18 protein-coding genes and 1 riboswitch are annotated in these 20,009 nt (G+C 63.7%); of the genes, 17 read left to right on the forward strand and 1 reads right to left on the reverse strand.

What is annotated here, in order from left to right; translation table 11 throughout:
• The first annotated feature begins 450 nt into the window (after nucleotides 1-450).
• The 17 genes from ACFY9W_RS26040 to ACFY9W_RS26120 all read left to right on the forward strand — a co-directional run bounded on the left by ACFY9W_RS26040 (nucleotide 451) and on the right by ACFY9W_RS26120 (nucleotide 19,506).
• Nucleotides 451-1,341: a LysR substrate-binding domain-containing protein gene (locus ACFY9W_RS26040; protein ID WP_391136768.1), complete on the forward strand. Its 891-nt coding sequence runs from the start codon at nucleotides 451-453 to the stop codon at nucleotides 1,339-1,341.
• A gap of 221 nt (nucleotides 1,342-1,562) precedes the next feature.
• Nucleotides 1,563-2,699, forward strand: a complete 1,137-nt coding sequence (locus tag ACFY9W_RS26045) for an acyl-CoA dehydrogenase family protein (protein WP_391136771.1) — start codon at nucleotides 1,563-1,565, stop codon at nucleotides 2,697-2,699.
• The gene (locus tag ACFY9W_RS26050) at nucleotides 2,696-3,640 is read left to right on the forward strand and encodes an NAD(P)-dependent oxidoreductase (RefSeq protein WP_391136774.1); all 945 of its coding nucleotides are present in this window, start codon (nucleotides 2,696-2,698) and stop codon (nucleotides 3,638-3,640) included. The genes ACFY9W_RS26045 and ACFY9W_RS26050 overlap by 4 nt, the downstream gene beginning before the upstream one ends.
• Before the next feature lie 22 nt (nucleotides 3,641-3,662).
• Nucleotides 3,663-4,457, forward strand: a complete 795-nt coding sequence (locus tag ACFY9W_RS26055) for a class II aldolase/adducin family protein (protein ID WP_391136777.1) — start codon at nucleotides 3,663-3,665, stop codon at nucleotides 4,455-4,457.
• Between the two features lie 153 nt (nucleotides 4,458-4,610).
• The gene (locus ACFY9W_RS26060) at nucleotides 4,611-6,239 is read left to right on the forward strand and encodes an ABC transporter substrate-binding protein (protein ID WP_391136780.1); all 1,629 of its coding nucleotides are present in this window, start codon (nucleotides 4,611-4,613) and stop codon (nucleotides 6,237-6,239) included.
• Nucleotides 6,236-7,186, forward strand: a complete 951-nt coding sequence (locus ACFY9W_RS26065) for an ABC transporter permease subunit (RefSeq protein ID WP_391136783.1) — start codon at nucleotides 6,236-6,238, stop codon at nucleotides 7,184-7,186. Before ACFY9W_RS26060 ends, ACFY9W_RS26065 begins: the two co-directional genes overlap by 4 nt.
• Before the next feature lie 2 nt (nucleotides 7,187-7,188).
• Nucleotides 7,189-8,079: an ABC transporter permease subunit gene (locus ACFY9W_RS26070; RefSeq protein ID WP_391136786.1), complete on the forward strand. Its 891-nt coding sequence runs from the start codon at nucleotides 7,189-7,191 to the stop codon at nucleotides 8,077-8,079.
• Nucleotides 8,076-9,698: a dipeptide ABC transporter ATP-binding protein gene (locus ACFY9W_RS26075; protein WP_391136788.1), complete on the forward strand. Its 1,623-nt coding sequence runs from the start codon at nucleotides 8,076-8,078 to the stop codon at nucleotides 9,696-9,698. The genes ACFY9W_RS26070 and ACFY9W_RS26075 overlap by 4 nt, the downstream gene beginning before the upstream one ends.
• Before the next feature lie 145 nt (nucleotides 9,699-9,843).
• A complete protein-coding gene (locus ACFY9W_RS26080) occupies nucleotides 9,844-10,731 on the forward strand; it encodes an RHS repeat-associated core domain-containing protein (protein ID WP_391136791.1) in 888 nt (295 codons plus the stop codon).
• A gap of 262 nt (nucleotides 10,732-10,993) precedes the next feature.
• Nucleotides 10,994-12,094: an LLM class flavin-dependent oxidoreductase gene (locus ACFY9W_RS26085; RefSeq protein WP_391136794.1), complete on the forward strand. Its 1,101-nt coding sequence runs from the start codon at nucleotides 10,994-10,996 to the stop codon at nucleotides 12,092-12,094.
• A gap of 613 nt (nucleotides 12,095-12,707) precedes the next feature.
• A riboswitch (cobalamin riboswitch) is annotated at nucleotides 12,708-12,931 on the forward strand.
• Nucleotides 12,932-13,023: 92 nt separating this feature from the next.
• Nucleotides 13,024-13,212 (forward strand): CbtB-domain containing protein, encoded by a 189-nt coding sequence (locus tag ACFY9W_RS26090; protein WP_391136798.1) that lies wholly within the window; start codon nucleotides 13,024-13,026, stop codon nucleotides 13,210-13,212.
• A 9-nt stretch (nucleotides 13,213-13,221) separates the two neighbouring features.
• Nucleotides 13,222-13,908 carry a CbtA family protein gene (locus ACFY9W_RS26095; RefSeq protein WP_391136801.1) on the forward strand — a complete coding sequence of 229 codons (687 nt, stop codon included), beginning with the start codon at nucleotides 13,222-13,224 and terminating at the stop codon, nucleotides 13,906-13,908.
• Nucleotides 13,908-14,297, forward strand: coding sequence for a cobalamin biosynthesis protein (locus ACFY9W_RS26100; RefSeq protein ID WP_391136804.1), 390 nt, complete (start codon nucleotides 13,908-13,910; stop codon nucleotides 14,295-14,297). The genes ACFY9W_RS26095 and ACFY9W_RS26100 overlap by 1 nt, the downstream gene beginning before the upstream one ends.
• Before the next feature lie 33 nt (nucleotides 14,298-14,330).
• A complete protein-coding gene (gene cobM / locus ACFY9W_RS26105) occupies nucleotides 14,331-15,083 on the forward strand; it encodes a precorrin-4 C(11)-methyltransferase (protein ID WP_391136807.1) in 753 nt (250 codons plus the stop codon).
• 66 nt (nucleotides 15,084-15,149) lie between these two features.
• Nucleotides 15,150-15,392, forward strand: a complete 243-nt coding sequence (locus tag ACFY9W_RS26110) for a DUF1272 domain-containing protein (RefSeq protein WP_391136810.1) — start codon at nucleotides 15,150-15,152, stop codon at nucleotides 15,390-15,392.
• A 219-nt stretch (nucleotides 15,393-15,611) separates the two neighbouring features.
• Nucleotides 15,612-16,226: a response regulator gene (locus ACFY9W_RS26115; RefSeq protein ID WP_391136813.1), complete on the forward strand. Its 615-nt coding sequence runs from the start codon at nucleotides 15,612-15,614 to the stop codon at nucleotides 16,224-16,226.
• A gap of 13 nt (nucleotides 16,227-16,239) precedes the next feature.
• A complete protein-coding gene (locus ACFY9W_RS26120) occupies nucleotides 16,240-19,506 on the forward strand; it encodes a transporter substrate-binding domain-containing protein (RefSeq protein ID WP_391136816.1) in 3,267 nt (1,088 codons plus the stop codon).
• Here ACFY9W_RS26120 and ACFY9W_RS26125 read toward each other — a convergent pair.
• Nucleotides 19,481-19,975 carry a methyl-accepting chemotaxis protein gene (locus ACFY9W_RS26125; RefSeq protein ID WP_391136865.1) on the reverse strand — a complete coding sequence of 165 codons (495 nt, stop codon included), beginning with the start codon at nucleotides 19,973-19,975 and terminating at the stop codon, nucleotides 19,481-19,483. The genes ACFY9W_RS26120 and ACFY9W_RS26125 overlap by 26 nt on opposite strands.
• Between the last annotated feature and the right edge of the window lie 34 nt (nucleotides 19,976-20,009).

Genomic DNA, 20,009 nt, shown 5'->3' on the forward strand with positions numbered 1-20,009 from the left:
ATGTCCTGCGTGGTCGAGGTGAACTCCACGCGGTACTTGAACGGCTGGCTCAGGCGCTCGTCGCCTTCGAAGGCGAGCACGTCCAGTAGCGCATTCAGGCCAGGGACTTCGAGCTTGTGCTGGCTGTGGTTGATGAACAAGGCAAGCGGTTTGGACATTGCAGAACCCCACACCGGAGAGACTATTGCCGGTCAAGGTGGTCGCTGATTTACGCTATGTCCAGAGCTCGGAATCGAATAGGAAATACCCTACCATCACCGGTAATTGTTCCTACAGACAACCCCTACAACCTTTAGCATTTGTTTCGCTTTCGCTTTAAAAGCGGGACGCAAGGGGGGTAATCGCCAGGGGAGCAGCGCCTGAACTATGCGCCATTCCCTGTGACAACAGGCGGATCCGGGATTATGCTCTCCCGGTATGTCCCACCGCCCCACTATGTGAGCGCCGTATATGAAAATCGATGACATGGACGCCTTCGTGGCCGTCATCCGTTGCCAGTCGACCAACCTCGCCGCCGAGGCGTTGCAACTGACCCAGCCGGCCATCACCCGCCGGGTGCAGAACTTCGAAGAAGACCTGGGCGCCACCTTGCTCGACCGCAACACCAAACCCCTGAAGCCCACCCCCATGGGCCTGCGGGTGTACGAGCAGTGCAAGGCGATACTGCGTGAGATCGACTCGTTGCGCGAACTGGTGGCCAACGACGGTGCCCCATCCGGCACCCTGCGCCTGGGCGTTCCGCAAACCCTGGGCGATGTGGTGCTGCTCGATGCCTTGGCACAAATCCGTGAAACCTACCCGGACCTGCGCACACAGGTTACCAGCGGCTGGGGCAGCAGCCTGATCGCCCGCATGGAAAACGGCGAACTGGATGCCGCCGCCGCCCTGTTCCCACCGGGCAAGATCTTCCCCGAGGGCATTGCCAGCCAGTCGATTGCACGCATGCCGCTACGGGTGGTGGCGGCCAAGGGCAGTAGCGGCAAGCGCAGCCTCAAGCTGAAAGACTGCTACACCCGCGGCTGGGTGCTCAACCCCGATGGTTGCGGCTTCCGCGCCGGGCTGCAGCGTGCCCTGAGCGAACAAGGGCTGAGCCTGTCGATCAACCTGGAGACCTTTGGTACCGAGTTGCAACTGGGCCTGGTGGCCAATGGGCAGGGGCTCGGGCTGGTGCCCGAACCGTTGTTGCAGAACAGCCGCCATCGGGATGCGCTGGACGTGGTCAATGTGACGGACTTCAAACCGCAGGTGGACCTGTGGCTGTTCCACCCGCGCTACCTGGGCAACTTGCAGGAGCCCGTCGAGCTGTTCGGCCGTGTGGCTGGCCAGCAGCTCTGTGGTTGAGCTGCAGCGGAGCACAGTTCCCTGTGGGAGCGGCCTTGCGTCGCGAAAGGGCTGCGCAGCAGCCCCAATCGCCCAATTCCTTTAAAATAACCAATACGCATAAAGATTTATAAATGTAATTCTTACAACTAATAATTAGCATAGAACTAAAAAGACTTTTACAGCGCTCATCCATACGAATACGGTCTTAGAAACCCACCGTGTTCCAGGGATGAATACCCATGAGTCACCCCCCTTCCGCCAGCGTACTTGCCGAACTCACCCAGGCCCTGGCCGCCAACGCAGAACGCTACGACCGCAGCGGTCAATTCCCCGCCGACAACTTCAGCCTGCTGCACCGCCATGGCCTGCTGGGTTTCACGGTGCCCCGCGCCCTGGGCGGCGGCGGTGCCGACCTGGCCAGTGCACGCCAGGTCATTGCTGCCGTCGGCAAAGGTTGCCCGTCGACCGCCCTGATCCTGATGATGCAGTACCTGCAGCACTTTCGCCTGCAGGACGAAGCCCGCTGGCCTGAGCACCTGCGCCTGCAAGTGGCCCGCACCGCAGTGGCCGACGGCGCGCTGATCAACGCATTTCGCGTCGAACCGGAACTGGGCACCCCCGCCCGCGGCGGCCTGCCGGCCACCCTTGCCCGGCGCACTGCCGAAGGCTGGCGGTTGTCCGGGCGCAAGATCTACTCCACCGGCAGCCATGGCCTGACCTGGTACCTGGTATGGGCCCGCAGCGACGACCAGGACCCACTGGTGGGCGGCTTCCTGGTGCACAAGGACACCCCGGGCATTCGTATCGTCGAAGACTGGGACCACCTGGGCATGCGCGCGACCTGCAGCCATGAGGTGCAGTTCGACGAGGTGCTGATCCCGCTCGATCATGCCGTCAGCGTCAGCCCGGCCAGCGCACCACGCCCCGAACTCGACAGCACCGGCCTGCTGTGGATGGCAGTGCTGCTCCCGGCGCTTTACGACGGTGTGGCCCAGGCCGCACGCGACTGGCTGGTGCAGTTCCTGAACCAGCGGGTGCCGTCCAACCTGGGTGCACCGCTGGCCAGCCTGCCGCGTTTCCAGGACGTGGTCGGGCGTATCGACACGTTGCTGTTCGCCAACCAGAGCCTGCTGAACGCGGCTGTGACCGGACAGGTCGATCCGCGCCATGCCGGGCAGCTCAAGCACCTGGTCAGCCGCAACGCCATCCAGGCCGTAGAGCTGGCCATCGAGGCTGCCGGCAACCCTGGCCTGTCGCGGCGCAACCCGCTGGAGCGGCACTACCGTGATGTGCTGTGCAGCCGCATCCACACCCCTCAGGACGACGTGGTGCTCGGCCATGTCGGCCGCGCTGCACTGACGGAGGTGGCGGCATGAGCCATTCGATCATCGCCAGCCAACTGGACGCACCGGCCAACCAATACCTGCGCGATCAACTGCCCGACCATGAGGTGATCGATATCGCCCCGGGCCAGTTGCAGCTGGATGTCCCCGCCGACGTGTTCATCGTGCGCCCTATCAACGTACGCGGTAACCGCGTAGACACCCCGCCAGCCGGCTGGCCGTGGTCGTTGCGCTGGGTGCAGGTGGTTTCTTCGGGCATCGACTTCTACCCCGACTGGGTGTTCCAGGGCCCGCCGGTCACCAGCGGCCGCGGCGCCAATGCCGAGCAGGTGGCCGAGTTTGCCCTGGCGCTGGTGTTCGCCGCTGCCAAGCAATTGCCGGGCCTGTGGGTAAAAGATGCCGACTGGCGCCTGACGCCGTTGGCCCCCGTACGTGGCCGCACCTTGGGCATCTTCGGCTTCGGCAGCATCGGCCAGAGCCTGGCACGCAAGGCAAGCGCCCTGGGCATGCCGGTACTGGCGCTGAACCGCCCAGGCCAGCCCATTGCCGAGGTGCCGGGCGTGCGGCGCGTCGACAACCTGCAGCAGCTGTTTGCCGGCAGCGATCACCTGGTCATCGCCGCCCCGCTCACCCCCGCGACCCGTGGCCTGATCGACCGCCAGGTACTGGCCCAGGCCAAGCCCGGGCTGCACCTGGTCAACATCGCCCGTGGCGGCCTGCTGGACCAGGACGCCCTGCTCGATGCCCTGGACAGCGGGCTGATCGGCCGCGCCAGCCTCGATGTCACCGAGCCCGAACCGCTGCCGGCAGGCCACCCGCTGTACCACCACCCACGGGTATTCCTGTCGCCGCACACCTCAGCCATTTCCGAGGATGGCTACCCAGCCCTGCTCGAAGCCTTTCTCGACAATTTCGCCCGTTACCGCGAGCAGGCGCCCCTGCACAACCTGGTCGACACCCAGCGCGGCTACTGAACCACACATTTTGGAGAACACCATGACTGCACTGTCTATCGTCACCCCCCAGGAAAACACTGTGCGCCAACGGGTCAGCGCCGAGGAATGGGAGGTGCGGGTAAAGCTGGCGGCGGCCTACCGCCTGGCCGCACTGTTCCGCTGGACCGACCACATCTACACACATTTTTCGGCACGCGTACCGGGGCCTGACGAGCACTTCCTGATCAATGCCTTCGGCCTGCTGTTCGACGAGATCACCGCGTCCAACCTGGTGAAGGTGGATGTGGACGGCACCATCATCGACGACCCGCTGGGCCTGGGCATCAACCAGGCAGGCTATGTCATTCACAGCGCCATCCACCGCGCCCGGCACGACCTCAAGGCCGTGCTGCACACCCACACCCGCGATGGCGCCGCAGTGTCGGCCCAGCGCGATGGCCTGCTGCCGATCTCGCAGCACGCCTTGGCGTACTACAGCCGCGTGGTGTACCACGACTACGAAGGCGTCGCCCTGGACCTGGACGAACAGCAACGGCTGGTGGCCAACCTGGGTGACAGCAACATCTTGATCTTGCGCAATCACGGGCTGCTGACCGGGGGTGTCAGCGTGGAGCATGCCTTCCGCGAACTGCACGGGCTGGAGCGCGCCTGCAACATCCAGATGGCGGCGCAGGCCGGGGGCAATGACCAGTTGCTGCATGCGGCGCCGGCGGCGATTGCCAAGGTGCATGAGCAGTCCAAGCGGTTTTCCGATGGATTGGGTGAAGGTATTCAGCGGCATTGGGATGCACTGATCCGGCAGCTGGATCGGGAGGGGCTGGATTACCAGAACTGACAGGTTTTCTTTGGCCTGTACCGGCCTCTTCGCGGGCACGCCCGCTCCCACAGGGATCGCACCGATCTTGAAATGCATGCAGTACCTGTGGGAGCGGGCGTGCCCGCGAAGAGGCCAGCACAGGCAAAATCACTATCACGCAAGGATCACCCAATGCCCCCATTCCACCTGGCCAGAAACCTGCTGGCCTGCGCCACCCTGGCCTTCACACTCGCCGGCTGCTCCCCTTCCAGCGAAGAAAGCACCAGCAAAACCCTGAACATCGCCTTCTGGGGCGACAACACCACGCTGGTCAGCGTCGACCCGTTCCAGGTCTACTGGCTGGAGCACCGTGTATTGCTGCGCAACGTCGCCGAATCGCTCACCGACCAGGACCCGGCCACAGGCCGTATCATCCCTTGGCTGGCGAAAAGCTGGGAGGTCAGCGACGACGCGCTGCAATACACCTTCCACCTGCGCCAGGACGTCACCTTCAGCAATGGCGAGCGCTTCGACGCCCAAGCCGTGAAAACCGCCTTCGACAGCAACAAGGCCTTCGCCACGCAACTGCCCGCCACCTTTGGCGCCACCTACCTGGCAGGCTACGACCATGCCGAAGTGGTCGACCCGTTCACCGTACGCCTGGTGCTGTCGCGCCCCAACGCCGGCTTCCTGCAGGCCACCTCCACCACCAACCTGGCCATCCTCGCCCCCGCCTCCTACGCGCTCAGCGCCCAGGAGCGTTCGCTGGGCAAGATCATTGGCACCGGCCCGTTCACCCTCGAACACTACACCCCGGAAGTCGGCGCGAGCCTGGTCAAGCGGGCGGACTACGCCTGGGCCTCGGCCAACGTCAAAAACCCCGGCGCGGCCCACCTCGACCGCGTGGAGATCACCTACATCCCCGAAGAAAGCGTGCGCAACGGCCTGTTCCTGCAGGGCAAGGCCGACATCCTCTGGCCGCGCAACCCGTTCTCCGAAGTTGACCTGAAGCTGTTCCAGGCAAAAGGCGCGACCATCCAGAGCCGCTCGCTGCCAGGCCCGGCGCTCAACCTGTACCCCAACACCCGCAACGACCGCCTGCTCGGCGACCGTCAGGTGCGCCTGGCCTTGCAGAAGGCCATCGACCGCACCAGCTATGCGCACACCGTATACAACGCCGAGTTCCCGGTAGTAACCGGGGTGTATGACGTGACCACACCGTACTTCAAACCTCAAGCCGACAAGCTCGCCTACGACCCGCAAGGCGCCGAACGCCTGCTGGATGCTGCCGGCTGGAGCAAGGGCGACGATGGCTACCGGCACAAGGACGGCAAGCGCCTGACCCTGCGCTACAACCTCACCCCCGCCGAAAGCGCCGGTGATGTGCTGGTACAGGACCAGCTGCGCAAGGTCGGCATCGACCTCAAGCTGAACGTGCTGACCCGCGCCGAATGGGTGGCGGGCAATGCCTCGGGCAACTACGACCTCACCTCCACCTACATGACCCGCGCCGACCCGATCATCCTGCAGACCATTCTCGACCCACGCGCCGCCAGCAGCGCCACCCTGGCCACCAATACCTACGAGCCGCACACCCTGGCCCAGGCGCAGACCTTGTTCGACAACGGCATCACTGCCACACGCGACGATCAACGCGCCCAGGCCTATGGCCAGTTGCAGGACCTGCTGGTGGATGAAGCCTCGGCGTTCCCGCTGTACGAACGCGTGTGGCAGGCCGCTACCGCGCCACGGGTCAAGGACTTCCGCTGGACAGCCGAGGGCTTTGCTTTCCTCAGTGACATCCAGGTCGCGCAGCCATGAACCGCTACCTGATCGGCCGCATCGGCCAGGCGCTGCTGGTGCTGTGGGGCGCCTACACCATCACCTATTTCATCCTGTACATGCTGCCCGGCGACACCTTGGCGATCATGCTCAGTGCCTCGGGCATGGAAGCCGATGGGCTGTCACCCGAGGACCTGGCCAAGGCACGTGCCTACTACGGGCTGGACAAGGGTATCTTCGAGCAGTACTTCGACCTGCTGTGGCGTGCATTGCATGGCGACCTGGGCCAGTCGCTGTCGTTGAACCGGCCAGTGACCGCGCTGCTGGCCGAGCGCCTGCCGCAAACCCTGGCGCTGGCCGGCTTTGCCATCTTGCTGTCGTTACTGGGTGGCATCGGCCTGGCCTACCTCACCGCCTATTTGCAATGGCAACCGTTGAAAGTTGCGCTGTCGCGCTTGCCATCGCTGGGCTTTTCGGTGCCGGTGTTCTGGATGGGGCTGCTGCTGATCCAGGTGTTCGCCTTTGGCCTGGGGTGGTTCCCGGCCACCGGCAGCCAGGGCTTTGCCAGCCTGGTGCTGCCGGCCGTGACGTTGGCCATCCCCAGCGCCGCGGTATACGCCCAGGTGCTGCAGCGCGGGTTTCAGGGTGTGTGGCAGGAGCCTTACATCGCCACCGCATTCGCCAAGGGCCTGAGCCGTGCCCAAGTGCAGGCGCGTCATGGCCTGCGCAATGCCGCGTTACCCATCCTCACCCTGGTGGGCCTGCAAGTAGGTAACACGGTGTCCGGGGCGGTACTGGTCGAGACCATCTTCTCGCGCAACGGTGTGGGCCGGCTTGCCCAGGAGGCGGTGCTAAGGCAGGACATTCCGGTGGTGCTGGCGATTGTCGCGGTGTCTGCGGCCGCCTTCGTGCTGGTGAACCTGATCGTCGACCTGCTCTACCCGTACCTCGACCCCCGTATCGCTCACGCCACGAAGGTGACCTGACCATGACCGCCGATACTCACCCCTTGCGGGCCGCCGCCCCGCCTGCAACCTGGAAGCGCCGCACCCGCCTGCAGCGCCTGGGCCAGGCACTCGCCCCTCTGTTGGCACGCCCGGGCTTCAGCCTGGCGCTGGTGGTGGTGCTGTTCGCCTTGCTCGCAGCACTGGCGCCGCACTGGCTGACCAGCTTCGACCCTTATGCCACGTCGCCCTTCGACAAACTGCGGCCACCCAGTGCCACCCACTGGTTCGGCACCGACGAGTTGGGCCGCGACCTGTACACCCGCGTGGTGTATGGCGCCAGCCTGTCGGTGCAGGCGGCACTGCTGGCGGTTGGCATCGCATTGGCCGGTGGCCTGACCCTGGGCGTGCTGGCCGGGTTTGCCGGCGGCCGCGTGGATGCCGCCCTCATGCGCCTGGTGGATGTGCTGCTGGCCCTGCCAGGCCTGCTGCTGGCCCTGGCCATCGTCACGGCCATCGGCTTTGGCACGGTGCCGGTAGCGATTGCCGTCGGTGTCGGCATCATCCCTGGCTTTGCCCGCACCACCCGCGGCGAAGTGCTACGGGTCAAGACCTTGCCTTATGTCGAGGCCGCACGCCTGGGGGGCGCCAGCTGGCGCCGCACCTTGCTGCGGCATGTGCTGCCCAATGCCTGGGGGCCGGTGGCCGTGCTGGCCACGCTGGACTTCGGTGCCGCCATCCTGGCCACCGCCGGGTTGAGTTTTCTGGGCTTTGGCGCAGCACCGCCAGCCGCTGAATGGGGCACCTTGATTGCCAACGGCCGGCACTTTTTGATCACCGCCCCTTGGGTATCGCTACTGCCCGGCCTGTTCGTGGTCGCGGTGGTGTTCAGCCTCAACCACCTGGCCCGTACCTTCGAGGAGCACGCACGATGAACGACCAGCCACTGCTTGCCGTGCGCGACCTGTGCATCAGCTACCGCGCAGCCAGCCATACCACGCAAGCCGTCAAAAAACTTAGCTTCAGCATGGCCCAGGGTGAAACCGTGGCCATTGTCGGCGAATCGGGCTCGGGCAAGTCGACCCTGGCCAACGCCCTGCTCAGCCTGCTGCCTGCTACCGCGCACATCGACAGCGGCCAATTGTGGGTAAACGGGCTGGATGTGGCGCGGGCCAGTGAACGGCAGAAACGGCAATTACGCGGGCGCACCATAGGCCTGGTGCCGCAGGACCCGATGGTCAGCCTCAACCCCACCTTGCGCATTGGCCAGCAGATCGGCGAAGCGCTGGTGCTGGCCCAAGGCGGCCGGTCGCGCAGCGTCGATGCCGATGTGCTGGAGCTGCTCACTCAGGTTGGCCTGGACAACCCGCCCTTGCGCGCCCGCCAATACCCACACGAACTGTCTGGCGGCATGCGCCAACGGGTGCTGATTGCCATTGCCCTGGCCGGCAACCCGCGCCTGATCATCGCCGACGAACCCACCAGCGCGCTGGACGTAACCGTGCAGCGCAAGATCCTCGATCATTTGCAGCGGCTGGTGGCCGAGCGTGGCATCTCGCTGCTGATCATCACCCACGACCTGGGCATGGCCACCGACCGCGCCGACCGCCTGCTGGTGATGAGGCAAGGCGAACTGGTCGAGCAAGGCCCACCTGTACAGATCGTGCAAGCCCCCCAACACCCCTATACCCGTGCCCTGCTCAATGCTGCGCCGGCATTCGGTGCACGGCGCCAGCCCCGCCCCTTGGCGCCTGGGGCAAAGCCGATCCTGAGCCTGCACGGGGTTGGCAAGGCCTTTGACCTGCCCAAGGTAAAAGGCCAGGACAACCGTTTTGTCGCCCTGCAAGGCCTCGACTTGCAGGTGCACCCCGGGCAGACACTGGCCATTGTCGGCGAATCGGGTTCGGGCAAGAGCACCACATTGCGCATCGCCTTGGGCCTGGAAGCACCCAGCCAAGGCCGCATTCTGTTCGACCAGCAGGACGTCACCGGTTACAGCTGGCAGCAGTTCCGCCCCTTGCGCCAGCGCATGCAGCTGGTGCAGCAGAATCCCTTCGCCGCCCTCGACCCACGGTTTACCGTGTTCGACAGCATCGTCGAGCCGCTGGTGTCGTTTGGCCTTCTCAAAGGTGCCGCATTGGAGCAGCGTGCACGCGAACTCATAGAGCGCGTGCACCTGCCGCTCAGCTACCTTGACCGCCTGCCTCGCGAATTGTCGGGTGGCCAGCGCCAGCGCGTGGCTATCGCCCGGGCGCTGGCGTTGCAGCCGGAGTTGTTGCTGCTCGACGAGCCGGTCAGTGCGCTGGATGTGTCGGTGCAGGCACAGATTCTGGCACTGCTGGATGAGCTGCAACGGGAGCTGGGCATGGCGTATGTGCTGGTGTCGCATGACCTGGCGGTGGTAGCGAGCATGGCTGATCAGGTGCTGGTGCTGCGCCAGGGGCAGGTGGTGGAGCACGGGACGGTGGCACAGGTGTTCGATGGAACGACTAATGCGTATACGCGAGAGTTGATAGCCGCAATTCCTGGGAGTTTAGTTACGACCGCGGCTTGATTGGCAGCGCTTAGGTGGCACCAGATCACCGAAGTATCAACATGCAATGAATATGCCTCAACACCATTTCCGCAACCTGACACTTCTAACAGTTGCGAGGTTACGGAGAAGCTATGAAAGTGGAGTTAAAACGGGAGCCTATCGCATGCTGCTTTTTTACCACCTAACATCCCCCACGGCCCTAATTCATCCTACCAAGGCCATTCGAATACTGGGACACGGTCGCCAAGCGCTTGCTCTACAGCAATGCGTATCAACCCCTTCCAGCCTGGTCGCAATTGACAGTACGCAATCTCCGCTACGCGTGATGAACCCTGGTAATACCCAAGTGATTACTTACACGGCTTTTGGCTTTGGCCAGGGGTTGGCGGAACTGCCGCTGGGGTTCAATGGAGAGCATTGGGACACCGTGAGCATGCTGTACGCCCTAGGCGCGGGATATCGCTGGTTTTCATCGTTGATGCGATTCACAAGCCCTGACAGTGCGAGTCCGTTTGGCAAAGGAGGAATCAACACATACGCGTACGCACTTAATGATCCAGTTAATAACTTTGACCCGGACGGTCACTTTAGCATCGCGCGCTTTTTGGGTTTAAAGCAGAATCAGTATAGAAAACTGGAGAAAATCTACGGCTGGGGGGAATACGGCGACGGAATTTATAAGACTACCCAAAACGTACTTCGCAAACCTAAGATAGTGGTTTTGGCACATGGCCAGGGACAAACCATTTCCATAGATGGAATGAATCAAAGCCCAGAACAGCTCACAAACTGGATGTTGTCAAAGAACATTAATCCAAAAGATTACAGAAAAGCCACCTTGCTTTCCTGCAATCTAGGCACAACAGACTTCCCGCAAACATTCTCCAACATAAACAACATTGTTGTGAGAGCAGCTGAAGGTACAATTAATACGTCCGCATGGATTCCACAAGAAGACGGATACCTTACTAAAATCTCCATGCAGATCCGCCGCTCACCTGACGATATTGCCAGCGACGTTTATAGGCTAACGACTTACCGCCCTAGATGAATCAAGCAGGAAGATCATATGAAGCATTGAAATGCATAAATAGCATTTTGCGCACTACGCATAATGCGCATTTAACATTATTAGCATAGATCCAAAAAGCCTTTCACAACCTCACCCACCCCACGCTAAGGTCTACCCATCAAGACCGACCCCACACCTGGCGGAGGCCGTCTAACACAGCCCGCCAGGCAGCAATCCCTGCATCATGCAACGCTCCTGTCGCGGCCCGACTCGCCCACTCAACAGTACAGGAGCTTCACCCATGAGCCTCGAATTCATCGGCCTCATCGGCCCGCAGGAAAGCAGCGAATCCCAGGCGCCGCGAGGTCCGCTGGTTGATCTGGAGTTCATCAAGGCCTTCTCCCAGGCCCAGGAGTACGGCGGCTTCGACAAGGCGCTGCTGGCGGTCAATACCAGTGCACCAGACTCGATGATCCTTGCCAGCTACGTGGCAGCGCTTACCGAGCGCATCGGCCTGCTGGTCGCCCACCGCCCAGGGTTCCAGGCCCCAACCTTCGCTGCCCGCCAGTTCGCCACCCTCGACCAGCTGAGCCGCGGCCGGGCCTCGATCAACGTCATCACCGGCGGCGACAGTGGCGACCTGCAGCGCGATGGCGATTTCCTCGACAAGGATGCCCGTTATGCCCGCACGGATGAGTACCTGCAGGTGCTGCGCAACACCTGGACCCGCCACGAACCTTTCGACCACCAAGGCACCCACTACCGCGTCGAGGACAACCTGACGCTGGTCAAGCCGGTGCAGAACCTGCCGATCTATTTCTCCGGGGCGTCAGACGCCGCCGTCGAAGTGGCCGCCAGGCACGCCGATGTGTACATGATGTGGGGCGAGCCGCTGGAGCAGGTGCGCGAGCGCATCGCCAAGGTGCGCAAGGCCGCGGCCCGCTACGGGCGCGAAAAGCACATCCGCTTCAGCCTGTCGTTGCGGCCGATCCTGGGGGGCACCGAGGCCGAAGCGTGGGCCCGCGCCGAGCGTATCCTGGCCGACGCCCAGGAACGCATCGGTATCCGCCAGGGCAACCGCCGCGAGAAGAACTTCGGCAAGAGCAATGCCGGCTCCGAACGCCTGGTGCAGCTGGCCAGCCAGCGCAAGGTGCACGACACCCGGCTGTGGACCGAGATTGCGGCGCTAGGTGGCGGTGCAGGTAACTCCACTTCGCTGGTAGGCACTGCGGACCAGGTGGCCGAGGCGGCCCTGGCGTATTATGAGCTTGGGGTTACCACCTTCCTGTTCCGTGGCTTTGACCAGTTGCGCGATGCAGTAGAGTATGGGCAGGACCTGATTCCTCGTATTCGGGCACTGGTCGAACAGCGCGAGGCCGGGCTCACTGCCCGCACAGCCTAGACCTCTACACGCTGTGCTGGCCCCTTCGCGGGCAAGCCCGCTCCCACAGGGATATCACTGCCTTCAGATTCTCTGAGGCAGCTGTGGCAACAAGGAGTATCACTGTTCTCAAGGCCAGTGACCTGTGGGAGATTCTATGGTTTCTGGCAATGGCATCAGGGTTGCCAGGTGCTCGCCATAACATCTTCAGAGCCTGAAAGACCGAGCGCCGCCCGCGCGGCGCATCGCGAGCAAGCTCGCTCCTACATTTGTTTCGGGCCAATCAGTCCTGCGGGATTTGCGCGCGAACGCTTTGGCGCATGGCTCGATATCGCGCCGTACGAACAAGGCGGTCGCGCGCGCCTGGCACAGGCGGTACTGGCCCGAAACAAATGTAGGAGCGAGCTTGCTCGCGATGCGCCGCGCGGGCGGCGCTCGGTCTCACGAGCACTGCATATCTTGTGGCGAATACCTGTGAGCCTTGATGGGATCACTATGTACAGGTTCACCCGCGAAGAAACCAACGCGGTGCATGGCACCGGCAAAGCCGGTGTTCGCGGGTGAACCCGCTCCCACAGGGAAGGCGGCGCGCCCGTGTAAACTGCCAATTGACGCCAACCCCGCCCCATGCTCTCCTTATGCCTCACGTTCAGGTGCCCCCTTTGGGGGTGAAACGGGAAACCGGTGCGTCCAGGCCCTCCAGCAGGGCAAGACAAACCCGGTGCTGCCCCCGCAACGGTAAGCGAGCGAAGCGTCTATACCACTGTGCCTTGTAGTGCGGCATGGGAAGGTGACGCTTTCCAGGAGCCCTGCTCCTCCTCGCAAGCCCGGAGACCGGCCTGACGTTCATGAACACCCCGCGGTGGGCGGGCGCTGTCGCATTCCCCTGGGCCGTCGCGCCCGGGGCTGCCGCGCTTGCCCGTTGCCCACAAAAAGCAGAGGAACGCGTCATGCCCGTCACCAGCGCCAAGCAACACAGCCTTGCCACCCCTGTTACCCTCAGCCAACGCCTGGTCATCGCCGTCGGCGCCAGCCTGCTGGGCCTGTGCCTGGTGTACTTCGCCGGTTTCTCGCACATCGAGGCCGTGCACAACGCCGCCCACGACACCCGCCACAGCGCCGCCTTCCCCTGCCACTGAGTACGCCTGATGATCACGCGCATTGCCCGTACCGCGGGCTTCAGCGGGCTGCTTGCGGCCCTGCTGCTAACCCTGCTGCAAAGCTTCTGGGTCGCACCGCTGATCCTTGAAGCGGAAACCTACGAATCCTCGGCGCCCGTTGCCCACCACGAACATGGCAGTGAAGTAGCTGCCCATGAACACAGCGCCGAGGCCTGGTCGCCGGAAGACGGCTGGCAACGTGTGCTGTCCACCACCGGTGGCAACCTGGTGGTCGCCGTTGGCTTCGCCCTGATCCTCGCGGCCCTGTACAGCCTGCGCGAGCCGCAGCGTGCCAGTACGGGTGCGCTGTGGGGCCTGGCCGGCTTCGCCGTGTTCTGCCTGGCCCCCACCCTGGGCCTGCCACCGGAACTGCCCGGTACTGCTGCCGCCGACCTGGGGCAACGCCAGGCCTGGTGGATCGGTACCGCCAGCGCCACCGCGCTGGGCCTGGCCTTGCTGGTGTTCGGCCGCCACTGGCTGTTGAAGGCGCTGGGCGCGGTGCTGCTGGTAATCCCCCATGTCATCGGCGCACCACAGCCCGATGTGCATGAGAGCCTGGCCCCCGAGGCCCTGGAGACCCAGTTCAAGCTGGCCTCCTGGCTGACCAACGCGGCTTTCTGGCTGGCGCTGGGCCTGCTCAGTGCGTGGCTGTTCCGCCGCCCCAGCCAGGCCTGATGCCGGCCTTCTACGCAGGCTTCGGCTGCCGCCGGGGTTGCCCGGCGGATACCCTGCAAACCCTGCTGCACCAGGCCCTGGCCAGCCAGGGCCTGGCGCTGGCAGACCTGCGCGGCATTGCCAGCATCAGCAACAAGGCCGATGAAGCTGGCTTGCAGCAGCTGGCCAACCGCCTCGGCCTGCCGCTGGTGCTGTACCATAGCGCGCAACTGCAAGTCTTTGAGCCACTGCTCAGCCACCGCTCTGCTGCCGCCCATGCCCACAGTGGCTGCTGGGGCGTGGCCGAGAGCACGGCGCTGGCCTTGGCCAGCCAGCAGGCTGGCACTACAGCCCGGCTGTTACTGACCCGCCAGATACTGGGCCCGGCAACGATCGCCCTGGCCTGCTGAACGCTTCACTCCTTTTTCCTGCAAGGACTCTCCATGACGGTCTACTTCATCGGCGCCGGCCCCGGCGACCCGGAACTGATCACGGTCAAGGGCCAACGGCTGATCCGCCAATGCCCGGTGATCATCTATGCCGGCTCACTGGTACCTGCCGCCGTGCTCGAAGGCCACCAGGCCCAGACCGTGATCAACAGTGCCGAACTGCACCTGGAACAGATCATCGCCGCCATGCGCAGCGCGCACGAACAAGGCCAGGACGTGGCCCGGGTACACAGCGGCGACCCCAGCCTGTATGGCGCCATCGGTGAACAGATCCGTCACCTGCAAGCGCTGGGTATCGATTACCAGATCATTCCCGGCGTCACCGCCACGGCGGCCAGCGCCGCCCTGCTCGGCTGTGAACTGACCCTGCCGCAGGTAGCCCAGACGGTAATCCTCACCCGCTATGGCGACAGTTCGCCCATGCCGCCCGGCGAGCAACTGGGTGACCTGGCGCGCCATGGCAGCACCCTGGCAATACACCTGGGGGTCAAGCACCTTGCACGCATTGTCGAAGAACTGCTGCCGCACTACGGCGCGCAATGCCCGGTGGCTGTGGTGCACCGTGCCACCTGGCCAGACCAGGACTGGGTGCGCGGCACCCTCGGCAATATTGTCGAACGTGTCGCTGGCAAAGACTTCCGCCGCACGGCGCTGATCCTGGTAGGCCACGTGCTGGGCGATACCCCGTTCGCCGAATCGGCCTTGTACCGCGCCGGGCACGCCCACCTGTATCGCCCTGGCGACTGAGCATTGCCAGCATTGCCACAGCCGTAGCAGACTCCGGGTTCCCGCCTGCAAACAGGAGTCATGGCCATGCTGGAATTACGCCCCAATTGCGAGTGCTGCAATACCGACCTGCCGGGCGACAGCCCCGATGCGCTGATCTGCTCCTTTGAATGCACGTTCTGCCGCACCTGCGCCGAAACCCGCTTTCAGGGGCGCTGCCCGAACTGCTCCGGCCAGCTGACGGCCCGCCCGACGCGGGTTGGCCAGGCGCTGGCCAACAACCCTGCCTCCAGCCAACGCGTGAGCAAACCACACGCAGCCTGCGCCTAACCCCTCAAAATCAGGCATTACCGCTTGGTCAGCGGTGATGCCTTTCCCAATGCTTGTAGGAATTTTCGACGGCAGGCGCGCGAATTATCAACACTTCTATACTCGGCATTACCAAACCTCAGGATTGGTCGTATCGTGCAGCGCTTCCGATTAACCCCCTTGCAGACGTATTCCTGAGTGTTCCAGGAAGCGGACCACATCCCGACAGGAGTTTTCCTCATGACAACCGTGCTTATCGTCGACGACCACCCCATCGTCCGGCTGTCCATGCGCATGCTGCTCGAGCGCGAGCGCTTCCATGTCGTCGGCGAAGTCGGCAATGGCAGCGAAGTGGCGCAAGTGGCCCGCGACCTGCGTCCGGATGTGGTCATTCTCGACATCGGCCTGCCCGGCCTGGATGGCATGGAGGTCATCAAGCGCTTGCAATGCCTGGAACCGGTGCCAAAGATCATGGTGCTGACCGGCCAGGCCACCGACCTGTACGTACGGCGTTGCCTGGATGCCGGCATCGGTGCTTTCGTCACCAAGGATGAAGACTACGATGCGGTGCTGTTTGCCCTCAAAGCCTTGGTGAAAGGCTATTCCACCTTCCCGCAGATGTCGGTCAACAGCAACTCGCTGGAAAGCGAACCCGTGCGCCTGGCCAGCCTGTCGAACCGTGAAATGGAAGTGCTGCGGCGCCTGGCGCGCGGCGAGAACAACAAGAACATCGGTACCTGCATGAACCTCAGTGCCAAAACCATCAGTACCTACCGGGGCCGCATCATGGAGAAGCTCAAGACCGAATCACTGGTCGAGATGGTCGACCTGGCCAAACGCAACAGCGTCTACTGAGCCCTCGGCCGCCATGAAGCGCCTGCTGGCGTATATCCTTTTTGCCGCCGGCCTGGCAGGCGCTACCACACTGCTGGCCAGCAGCGAACCTCGCCAGTTGCTGGCCCGCTCGATCAGCACTGCCCCACCCCTGGAGCTGTCCAGCGAAGACCGGCACTGGCTGCAAAAACGCCAACGCCTGGTGCTTGGCAGTTCGCGCCCCGACTATCCGCCTTTTGAAATCAATGTCAGCCAACAGGACTACGAAGGCATTAGCGCAGACTACGCGGGCATCATCGCCGAGCAGCTGGGCATAAACGTCGAGGTACGCCGCTTCGACAGCCGCCACGAGGCCATCGCCGCGTTGCGCGAGGGCAGCATCGACCTGCTGGGCAGCTCCAATGCGTTCGAGGCGGCAGATGCCCAGCTCGACCTGAGCACCCCGTATGCCGAAGACCTGCCGGTGGTCGTCACCCGCGAGGGCGGCAGCCTGAAAAACACACCCGACCTCGCCGGCCTGCGCCTGGCCATGGTCGATCACTACCTGCCGGCCAGCGCCGTGCGCAACTTGTACCCCAAAGCGCAGTTAAGCCTGTACCGCTCGACCCTGGCCGGGTTGGCTGCCGTCGACCTGGGTGAAGCCGATGCCTACCTGGGCGATGCCATCAGCACCGATTTCACGATTGGCAAAAGCTACCAGGGCACGCTGAAAATCGACCACTTCTGCCAGGTACCGGCTGGCGCGTTCGCCTTTGCCTTGGCCAGTGACAACCCTCGCTTGCATCGCCTGGTCAACCAGGCGCTGGCCCGCATCACCGAAAGTGAGCGCCTGAATATCCTGCGCCGCTGGAGCAGTGGCAACACCAGCCTGCTGCTGCAGCGCCACATCACCGCCTTGAGCCAGGAAGAACAAGCCTGGATCGCGGCCCACCCCAGCATCGACGTGTTGGTCAACACCTCGCTGGCGCCATTGACGTTCAACGACGCCGAGCACCGCCCAACCGGGATCACACTGGACTTGCTGAAACAGATTTCGCTGCGCACCGGGTTGCAGTTCCGGCCGCTCGAAAGCGATTCGGCGCAGGCAATGGTCGAGCGCCTGGCCCGCGGTGATGCACAAATGATCGGCGCCCTGGGCTACGGCGCCGATCGCTCGAAGCAATTGCGCTATACACGCCCCTACCTGGTCAGCCCTCGGGTACTGGTTACCCGTAGCGACAGCACTTACCCCGCACAAACCAAGGCTCTGGATGGCCAGCGCATTGCTCTGGTACGCGGCTCACCGCAGCGGGCGCTGCTGCAACAACGCTATCCGCAGGCGCGGCTGGTCGAGGTGGACAACCCGCTCGGGCTGATGGAAGCGGTGGCCGGTGGGGCTGCCGATGTTGCACTGGGTAGCCATATCAATGCCGACTACTACATCAACCATGTATTCAAAGGCCGCTTGCGCATCGCCAGCGTGCTGGATGACGACCCGGCCATTGCCGCGTTTGCCGTGGCTGCGGACCAGCCGCAGCTGCAGGCCATCCTCGACAAGGCGCTGCTGAGCATCCCACCCGAAGAGCTGAACCAGCTGATCAACCGCTGGCGCACCAGCACGTTGGTCAGCGACAGCCCATGGCGTGATTACCGCACCCTGGCGTTGCAGGTGCTGGTGCTATCGGCACTGCTGCTGGCGGGCGTGGTGTTCTGGAACAGCTACCTGCGCAAGCTGATCAACCAGCGCACCGAGGCCCAGCACGCGTTGCAAGCACAACTGGCCCTGAGCCGCGGCCTGCTCGAACAGCTGCGCCAGGCCAAGGATGACGCCGAACAGGCCAGCCAGACCAAAAGCACTTTTCTGGCCACCATGAGCCATGAGATCCGTACCCCGATGAATGCCGTGATCGGCCTGCTGGAGCTGGCGCTGGAAGACAGCCGCAGCGGCCGTTACGACACCCAGACCTTGCAGACCGCCCACGATTCGGCCATCGGCCTGCTCGAACTGATTGGCGACATTCTTGATATTTCCCGTATCGAGTCTGGGCACATTACCTTGCAGCCGGTGCCTACCAACCTGGTCGAGCTGCTACGCGCCACGCTGCGCGTGTTCGAAGGCAACGCCCGGGCCAAAGGCCTGCATCTGCACGGTGAACTGCCTGGCGAGCCGGTCTGGGTGCTGGCAGACCCGGTGCGGCTGAAGCAGATCCTGTCCAACCTGATCAGCAACGCCATCAAGTTCACTGACCGCGGCGAGGTTCAGGCCAGCTTGCTGCTGCCTCCGGCCAACACACACGAGAAGCTGCCAATCGAACTGTCTGTGCGTGACACCGGCATCGGCATCAGCCCCGCCGATCAGGCGCGGTTGTTCAACGCCTTCGTTCAGGCCGACGGCCCACGGGCACGCCAAGGGGCTGGCCTGGGCCTGGTCATCAGCCGTACCCTCGCCGAGCTGATGGATGGCAGCTTGAGCCTGCAGAGCGTGGAAGGCGTCGGCACCAAGGTCCAAGTCAGCCTGCAGTTGCCAGCCTGCCCGGCGCCCGCGCCGGCAGAGCCACCTGTGCCGGTAGCTGAAAGCAGCGGGGGCCCACTGAGTATCCTGGTGGTCGACGACTACCCTGCCAACCTGCTGTTGCTGGAAAGGCAACTGCACTCCCTGGGGCATCACGTAACCCTGGCAGAAAACGGCCAGGTCGCACTGGAACGCTGGCAGGCAACGCGCTTCGACCTGGTGATCACCGATTGCAGCATGCCGGTCATGGATGGCCATGAGCTGACCCGGCGCATCCGCAGCCTTGAAGCCGAAAACGGCCTGCCGACATGCCAGATCCTCGGCGTGACGGCCAATGCCCAGGCCGAAGAGCGCGCCCGCTGCCTGGCCAGCGGCATGGACGAATGCCTGTTCAAGCCTATCGGCCTGCGCACGCTCAAGGCGCACCTGCCGCAAGCCGGCACGCACGTGCAACCCCCGCGCAGCAGCAGTTTCAACCTGGCCGAATTGCGCCACCTGACCCAGGACGATGAACAACTGACGCGGCACTTGCTGGAGCAGCTGTCAATCAGCGTTGCTGAGGACCTGGCCGCGTTGCGCGCATTGGCGCCAGAAGCCCCTGACGAAACCGTGCGCAACCTGGCCCACCGCATCAAGGGCGGGGCGAAGATGATCCGGGTGCGCACGGTGGTCGGGCATTGCGAGGCCATTGAAGCAGCTCACGCGCAGGGGCTGCCGACGGTTCAGCAACGCGCGCAGCTGCAAGCCAGCCTGCAAACGTTGCTGAACGAACTGAGTGATGCCCTCAGTGCAATTGCAGGGTCGAACTGATCTGGCTGATGGCATCCACGACGTGACGTGAACCCTGCTGGATTTCCATGATCACCGTGCCGGCCTCATTGGCCAGCGCAACCCCATGGCCGGTGCGGGTCAGGCTTGACTGCATGCTGGCCACGGCCAGCAGCGACAGGTCGTGGTTCTGCCGCACCACATCCACGATTTCCAGCGTGGCCTTGCTGGTGCGCGCCGCCAGGTTGCGTACTTCGTCGGCCACTACGGCAAACCCACGCCCGTGGTCACCGGCACGGGCCGCCTCGATGGCCGCGTTCAGGGCCAGCAGGTTGGTCTGGTCGGCAATGCCGCGAATGGTCAGCACGATCTGCCCGATCACATCTGACTGCTTGCTTACCGCATCGATACTGCGCGCCGCGTCGTTCAGCTCCTGGGATATCTGCTCGATCACCTGTACTGCCTGCTGCACTACCTCGGTCCCCTTGCGTGCGCAAGCATCGGTCTGCATGGAACTGGCGTGGGCGGCGTCGGCGGCACTCTGC

Source organism: Pseudomonas sp. NPDC008258, assembly GCF_042956345.1.
Lineage (GTDB): Bacteria > Pseudomonadota > Gammaproteobacteria > Pseudomonadales > Pseudomonadaceae > Aquipseudomonas.